At 67.3% G+C, this 7335-nt stretch carries 5 protein-coding genes; 2 read left to right on the top strand and 3 right to left on the bottom strand.

What is annotated here, in order from left to right:
* Nucleotides 1-500: 500 nt before the first annotated feature.
* The 3 genes from ACGFJ2_RS59255 to ACGFJ2_RS59245 are packed head-to-tail and all read right to left on the bottom strand — an operon-like array spanning nt 501 to nt 3705.
* Entirely contained in the window at nt 501-1253 is a 753-nt protein-coding gene (locus ACGFJ2_RS59255) for an ABC transporter permease (protein WP_393484297.1), read from the bottom strand.
* The gene (locus ACGFJ2_RS59250) at nt 1250-2242 is read right to left on the bottom strand and encodes an ATP-binding cassette domain-containing protein (RefSeq protein ID WP_357961675.1); all 993 of its coding nucleotides are present in this window, start codon (nt 2240-2242) and stop codon (nt 1250-1252) included. Before ACGFJ2_RS59250 ends, ACGFJ2_RS59255 begins: the two co-directional genes overlap by 4 nt.
* Nucleotides 2239-3705 carry an alpha/beta fold hydrolase gene (locus ACGFJ2_RS59245; protein ID WP_393484294.1) on the bottom strand — a complete coding sequence of 489 codons (1467 nt, stop codon included), beginning with the start codon at nt 3703-3705 and terminating at the stop codon, nt 2239-2241. The genes ACGFJ2_RS59250 and ACGFJ2_RS59245 overlap by 4 nt, the downstream gene beginning before the upstream one ends.
* A 166-nt stretch (nt 3706-3871) precedes the next feature.
* Here ACGFJ2_RS59245 and ACGFJ2_RS59240 point away from each other — a divergent pair, with 166 nt between their 5' ends.
* On the top strand, nt 3872-4999 hold the full coding sequence (locus ACGFJ2_RS59240) for a sensor histidine kinase (RefSeq protein ID WP_393484291.1): 1128 nt from the start codon (nt 3872-3874) through the stop codon (nt 4997-4999).
* Nucleotides 5000-5702: 703 nt separating this feature from the next.
* A complete protein-coding gene (locus ACGFJ2_RS59235) occupies nt 5703-6341 on the top strand; it encodes a response regulator transcription factor (protein ID WP_357961670.1) in 639 nt (212 codons plus the stop codon).
* Nucleotides 6342-7335 lie beyond the last annotated feature (994 nt).

Raw genomic sequence — 7335 nt, 5'->3', positions numbered from 1 at the left:
GGACACCAGCACGCCTCACCAAGAAATAGTCAACTACGAAAGAGCGGGGACCTTAACCCGGCCACCAGCGGCGACACGCACCTGACCATTGACATGTCCTCAGGGGTTGAGCAGGCGCCGCTCACAGCAGAGGCGCCCCGCACGTTGGAGGTGCGGATGATCAGTGCTGTCTCGATCGTATTGCCTCCTTCCAACGAGGCGGTCCGTCGCGTTGCTCCCTTCCAACGAGGCGGGCCGTCGCGTTGCTCCCTTTCGACCAGGCGGGCCGTCGCGTTGGCCCCTTCGAACGAGGCGGTCCGTCGCGTTGCTCCCTTCGAACGAGGCGGTCCGTCGCGTTGCTCCCTTTCGACCAGGCGGGCCGTCGCGTTGGCCCCTTCGAACGAGGCGGTCCGTCGCGTTGCTCCCTTTCGACCAGGCGGTCCGTCGCGTTGGCCCCTTCGAACGAGGCGGTCCGTCGCGTTGCTCCCTTCGAACGAGGCGGTGCGTTCGGTCAGCTGCGGTCAGGCGTCGCGGCGGGTGATCGCCAGGGTTGCCGCTAGGAGGGAGATCACGACGTAGCTCACGAGGATGATGGTGGCCGAGGCGGGACCGAAGCCACCGGAGTCGGGAACGCCGGCCACTTGCCTTGTCAACGACGAGACCGTCAGGGAGCTCATCCAGTCGTTCCAAGGAGCGGGGACGAAGCGCTCCAGCCCGGTCGGGGCAAGCAGGAGGGCAACCAGCCCAATGAGCGCTCCCGGTGTCGACCGCAGAATGGTGGCCAGGCCTAACCCCATCACCGCGGCAACAGCGGAGCTGGCGCCTGTCCCCAGCACCTCGGTCAGGGCGGCCGGTTCGGAGAACGAGGCGCCGATCGGGCGCCCACCCACCACTGCCTGTGCGGTGAAGTATGTGGCGAACGCCAGCACCTGGCCCGCGACCGCGGCTACGGCGGCCACGACGACGGCCTTGGCCAGGAGGAGCATCCAAGGGCGCCGGATCGTGGTCAGTGTCAGCCTGATCATGCCGGTGCCGTACTCGCCGGAGATGGCAAGCACGCCCAGCATGCCGAAGAGTATGGGGGTGATGTCGGCGCTGAAGCTGAGCCCGGTGCCGACGGGCTCCCCGCCGAAACCGTTGGTGTCGAAGTAGTGCGAGATCGAGAAGGCGGCGAAGCCGGTGAGCGCCAGGGCCGAGAGCGTGGCGGCCAAGACATAGTAGGTGGATCGGAGCGAGCGCAGCTTGAGCCATTCCGATGCGATGACGTTGATCATTTGGTTATCTCCGTGAAGGCCTCTTCCAGCGATGCCCGACGCGGCGCCAGTTCGTGAACGGCGCAGCCGTTCGCCAGGGCGACGTCGCCGATGGTGGCCGCGGTCAAGCCGGACACCAGCAACTCCTCACCTACCTGCGAGGAGAGAGCCGAAGACGCGGCACCGACCTGCGAGGAAAGGGCCGAAGACAGAGCGGTTTCGCTTGCGGCGGGCACGCCCGTCTCGTGCGTGGGGCGCACGCCCATCTTCTGCGCGGGGCGCACGGTTGCCCCCGCGGCTTCGAGCACCCTGGCCAAGCGGTCCGCATGGGGCGATCGGACCAATACGCCCCCTTGAAAGCGCGCCAGGAGCTCCGCTGTCGTGGTGTCCTCGATCAGCTGACCGTGGCCGATGATGATGAGCCGGTCGGCGGTGAGGGACATCTCGGTCATCAGATGGCTCGACAGCAGAACGGTGCGCCCCTCGGCCGCCAGCGATCTCAGCAGCGTCCTGAGCCAACGGATGCCGTCGGGGTCGAGGCCGTTGACCGGCTCGTCGAGAATGAGCACGCCCGGGTCACCGAGCAGCGCCGCCGCGATGCCGAGGCGCTGCCGCATCCCCTGGGAGAACCCGGCGATTCGCTTGCGCGCCGCTCCGGCCAGGCCGACCTCCTCGAGAACTTGTACGACCCTGCCGCGCGCGATTCCGCCGGCATACGCCAGCGCTTGGAGGTGATCGAACGCACTGCGCCCGCCCTGCACCTCGGCGGCGTCCAGCATGGCACCCACCTGACGCATGGGGTCCTGAAGGTCGCGTTTGCAGACGCCGTTGATCAACGCCTTGCCCGTCGTGGGCGTGTGAAGGCCGAGGATCACTCGCATGGTGGTGGACTTGCCGGCTCCGTTGTGCCCGAGAAAGCCCGTGACCTGTCCGGGCTTGACGTCGAACGTCAGTCCCGAGACTGCCCGCGTGGAGCCGTACAGCTTCGTCAGATCTGCGACTTCGATCATTTTCCCACCTGTTGGATGCGTTCGGCGGGGCAGCGTGTGCCCGGAGCGGGCAGCGCGCCCGTTGTCAGATAGGTGAAAACGTGCCGCCGCAGGCAGATGTTGGCTGCCCATGACGCGTGTCCGTCGCCGTGCCACAGGACCTGCGCGGAAGGAATCTGCTCGGCGACGTGCTGCTGCCCGAGATAGTTGGTGTTGTTGTCGAGCTCCCCGATCGCGAAGAGGATCGGTGGGACGTCCTTGACGCGCAACGGATGCGGCGCCCAGGACGCGCCGCCGCCGCGCCCCCAGCACCGCCCGAGCTCGAAGCGCCCCTCGAGCCAACCGAATCTCGGCGCGATCTCACGGAGTCTGGCCTCGATGCCCTGGAACTCCTCGTACGTCGGCAGCTTCGGCATGAAGTCGTTGCACAGGGAGTCTTGGCTCACGGACGAGCCGCCCTGATCCGGCGCCAGCTTTGTCAGGAAGTCTCCGGCATCGCCGTCGAGGGCCTTACGGATTGCGGTGGCGAGCTGGGGCCAGAACGCCGGATTCATGCCTTTGACCGCGCCGGCGTACAGCTGCCCCTCATGCACCGTCCGGTCGGCCGACGCCGGCAGTGGCGCGCGGCGCACCCTGGCAACGAGCTCGTCCCACGCCTTGGCGGCGTCCGTGCCGCGCAGAGCGCAGTCGGTGCGGCGGGCGCACCAGTCGCGGAAGCGGGTGAGATGGCGCTCCTGCGTGAACGCGTAGTTGCGGATCCAGGACTCGAATTCCTGCTGGGTGTGATCGGCGGTTCCGTCGAAGTACATCCGACCGACCCGCTGCGGGAACAGCTCAAGATAGGCCTGGGCGTAGACGGTTCCGTACGAGTTGCCCGCGTAGATGAGTTTGTCCTGACCGAGTGCGGCGCGCAGCGCGTCGATGTCATGTGCCACATTCCAAGCCGTCATGCCGTACCACGCCGACTTGACCATTTTGCGGCAGCTTGCCTGATGGGCGGCGTTCTTGGCGGCGTGGGCGTACCAGTCCTGCTTCGTCCGCGCAAGGATCAGGCCGAAGATGGAGGCATCTGGCTCCGCGCAGCTCGCTCTCTTGCCGCTCTGGGGCTCGGACAGCCCGCGCGGATCGATGGCGATGACGTCGAACCGGCGCTGCAGCTCGTTGAGCAGTGCCGGTAGCTCCGGTGGGGCGTCGGGGCCGGTTTTCCGCCTGAGCACTGATGTGCTGGTGCCCGGACCCCCGAAGTTGACGATCAGTGGCCCCATGCTCGCGCCTGTCGCGGGCAGTTTAGCCACGTGCACCGAGGTCTTGGGCCCGCCCGGATCGGCCCAGTCCACGGGAACGACCAGCTCGGCGCAGCGCAAGCCGTCACCACACTCCTTCCAAACGAGGCGATACGCCCGCGCCGAGGCCAGCGCGATGCCGCCGAATGACACGGCGAGGCAGGCGGCGAGACACAGGGCGATGAGTCCGCGTCGATTCATGCGGGCCACGATGCTGCACGGCGGCGGGTGCGCGCATCGAAGCCAGGTCCGATCTTGCCTATCCGACCACGGTCGTACGGTGCAGGCCTGTGAGAGCGGAGTACGACTACGGTCTGACGGCCCGTGCTCCGATTCGCCCGCGCTCGTTCATCGATAACGTCGGGCCGTGAACCTGCTCGCCCGACGGCCCTCGCACAGGCTGCTCATTCTGGCCGACACCATTGTCGCGGTGCTGCTCGCGCTGGCGTCCACGATGAATCCGCCCGGCCTGGAAGTGAGCGCCGCGTCCGCGTTGAGCTGCTGGCTGCTCGTGATACCTGTGGCGGTGCGGCGGATCTGGCCGGAGTCCGCATACTACGGTGCGCTCCTGGCCGGCCTCCTGGTGCTCGCGCTACAGGTGAACCGGCTGATGCCGGTCATGGTGGCAGCCTTGACCGTCTACCTGGTGGCGTGCACCCGGCCCGTACGGCGTTCGGCGATCGCCCTCGTGTCAGGCCTGCTCGTCAACGGAGGCGCCCTGCTGGCCTCGGCGATGAGCGCGGCACCACGGACGGACGGCTGGCCAAACCCTGTCTTCATCGTCGGGATGGCCTGGCTCGTCCTGATGGCGAGCTGGAGTCTCGGCACGACAGCGCGCACCCGCCGCGAGTTCGCCGCGCGCGAGGCCGGGAGGCAGGCCGAGAGGGCTGTGGTCGATGAGCGCCTGCGGATCGTGCGCGAGCTGCACGACGTCGTCGCCCATTCGATGAGCGTGATCACCGTCAAGGCGGGGGTGGCGGCCAAGGTCATGGACAAGCACCCGGAGGAAGGGCGCGAGGCGTTACGGGCCATCGAGGAGATCGGGCGCAGCTCGCTCGTGGAGATGCGCCAGTTCCTCGGCGCGCTGCGCGCACCCGGCAGCACACCCGACAACGCGCCGCTGCCCGGCCTCGCCGACCTGCCGTCGCTGGCACACCGGGCAGCCGAGGCCGGCGTGCGCGTCGACCTCTCGGTGAGCGGGGCCGTGCCCGAAAGCATGGAATTATCCGTCTACCGCATCGTGCAGGAGGCGATCACCAACGTCGTCAGACACGCCGCTCCCGCCCATTGCCAGGCCAGCGTGTCGGTGGTCGATGGGATATTGAGCATCTCCGTCGTCGACGACGGGCCGGGGCAGCGACGCCTGCCGGGCGTGGTGGGCGGACACGGTCTCAGGGGAATGCGTGAACGGGCCACACTGCACGGCGGCACCTTCGAGGCCGGACCTCTGCCGGGGAGCGGGTTCGGCGTGTACGCATCATGGGAGATCCCTTGACTGCCCCAGCTCACGCCGGTCATCAGAGATCCCGACGTACAGCTCCACTGACCGCCCGGGCTCACGCCGATCACCAGAAATCCCAGCGCACAGCTCCACTGACCGCCCCGGCTCGGTGGTGTCCCATCCAGTGGTGGATCAACGATCTCGTTGTGTGTTTCCTACGTGGGCGAACAGGGCTGAGCGGATGGGAAATTACACCGCTCTGCGGGACGTCATCCCCGGCTCACGCCGGTCACCAGAGATCCCGACGTACGGCTCCGCCTCGCGTCGGGCCTTCGGGACCATATCGTGGACGGCGCCATGCCCAGGGCGGCGCCACCCCTCAGTGTGCTTGGGCTCTGGGGAGCTTCGCCACACCCGTGCAACGCAGCTCGAAGACGGCGATGTCCCGCGACAGCGGCGGATCTGTGGGGAGTGTCCCGGCGAGGGGCGGCAAGTCGGCAGTGGAGGGACCGTTCCGGCTGGTGAGAGCTGTGCCCGCCACCCGCCTTCGACCGCGCTCCCACCGTTTGCCGGCCTGTCCCGATCTGTGCGCGAGCGTCAGGGGTTGATCCGCCATGGGGTGCGCGATGTTGGACCGTGAGCGTAAGTCGGCATCTGTGGTGTTGAGTGGCATAAAGACAGAAGGCGGCGTCGACTGGGACAGTGTCCAGCGGATCAGGCCGATCCCGCTGACGGTGGGCGTGCTGTGGGAGATCTCTTGATTCGAGTGCTCGTCGCCGACGATCAGGCACTGCTGCGTGGCAGCTTCCGTTTGCTGATCGACTCGGAGGACGATCTCACTGTGGTCGGGGAAGCGGCCGACGGACAGCAGGCGGTGGCTCTTGTGCGGACGGAGTCACCCGATGTGGTGCTCATGGACGTCCGGATGCCGGAGATGGATGGCATCACCGCGACCAAGCAGATCGCCGGGGATACGCGGGTGCTCATTTTGACCACGTTCGACCTGGATGAGTACGTCTATTCGGCGCTGCGGGCAGGCGCCAGCGGATTCCTGCTCAAGGACGCGCCCCCCGACGATCTTCTGAAGGCGATCCGGGTGGTCGCGTCGGGCGAGACGCTGCTCGCGCCGAGCGTTACCACGCGATTGATCGCGGAGTTCGTCCGGCGGCCGGCCCAGCCGGTCTTCCGCGGGCTCGACAAGTTGACAGATCGGGAGCGCGAGGTGCTCACCCTCATCGCCCACGGACTGTCCAACGCCGAGCTGAGTGCCCAGCTCCAAGTGAGTCCCGGGACCGTGAGGACGCATATCAGTCGCCTGCTGGCCAAGCTGCAGGCCCGAGACCGCGCCCAACTCGTCATCGCCGCCTACGAGGCCGGCCTCGTCACGCCGCGTTAGTCCAGCGGGTGGATGCGGTGGAGTCCGGCAGATGACGTCCCGCAGAGCGGTGTAGTTTCTCAACGCGCTAAGCCCTGTGCGCCCACGTAGGAAACGAACAGCAAGATCGTTGATCCACCGCTGGGAGGAACACCACCGTCCGGATGCATTACCGCCTATCAAGTCGCCCCGTCACACCGCGTTCCCCTTACACCGCATTCCGTCACACCGCGTTAGTCCAGCGGCTGGATGCAGTGGAGTCCGGATGCGTCACCGCGTTACCGCCGAGGGGCACCAACGCCTGAGCGGGGAAGCCGCGTTACCGTCGAAGAACTACCTGCCTCGGAGTGCAGACACCGTCTTACCACCGAAGAGTCGGCAGCGCCGGAGTGCTAACACCGCACGCCCGTCGAGGAGACGCTCGCTGACGACTGGGTGTGGACATCGCGAGTTGCTGCGCTGACGCCAACAATGACGCGTCGCGTCCACTCGGGCGCCCACGATGACGGGTCGTTTCCACTCGGGCGCCGCCGCCCGTAGACTCCCCGTCGACCTGGATCTGTGTGCCGCGGCCCGGCACAGGGTCGCGGGCATTCCCCACGACATCGCTCCGCAAGCCGTTCCCCTCCCACGTTCGCTGTCGCTCCGGCAGGCCGCCTCCAGGCCACCTTGTGCAGATCGAGCTCTCAAGGCCCGGGAACGGCCCAACGCCCCAAAAGGCAAAATGGTCCCCGTGCCAAGCCGTCTCCCTCCCGTCTTCGCCATCCCACCAACAGGCCGCCTCGTGCGGACCGAGCTCTCAAGGCCCAGGAACGCAAAAGGCCCCACGCCCAAGACGTGAAACCCATCACCGCAAACGAGCCGAGCGCTCTGGCGCCCGTAAGCCCTGACCGAGCCCAGTGCGCCACAACCCTGCCGCGCCCGACCCCCCGGGAACGACCCGTACCGACCCGTAACGCAAAAGAAGGACCCCAACGCGCAAGGCGCAAGACCCAACAACGCAGAAAAGGGCCCC

Origin of the sequence: Nonomuraea sp. NPDC049028, assembly GCF_043197735.1 — a bacterium.
Classification (GTDB): Bacteria; Actinomycetota; Actinomycetes; order Streptosporangiales; family Streptosporangiaceae; genus Nonomuraea.
Note: the sequence above shows the minus strand (reverse complement) of the source record. Positions and strands in the feature narration are given on the sequence as shown.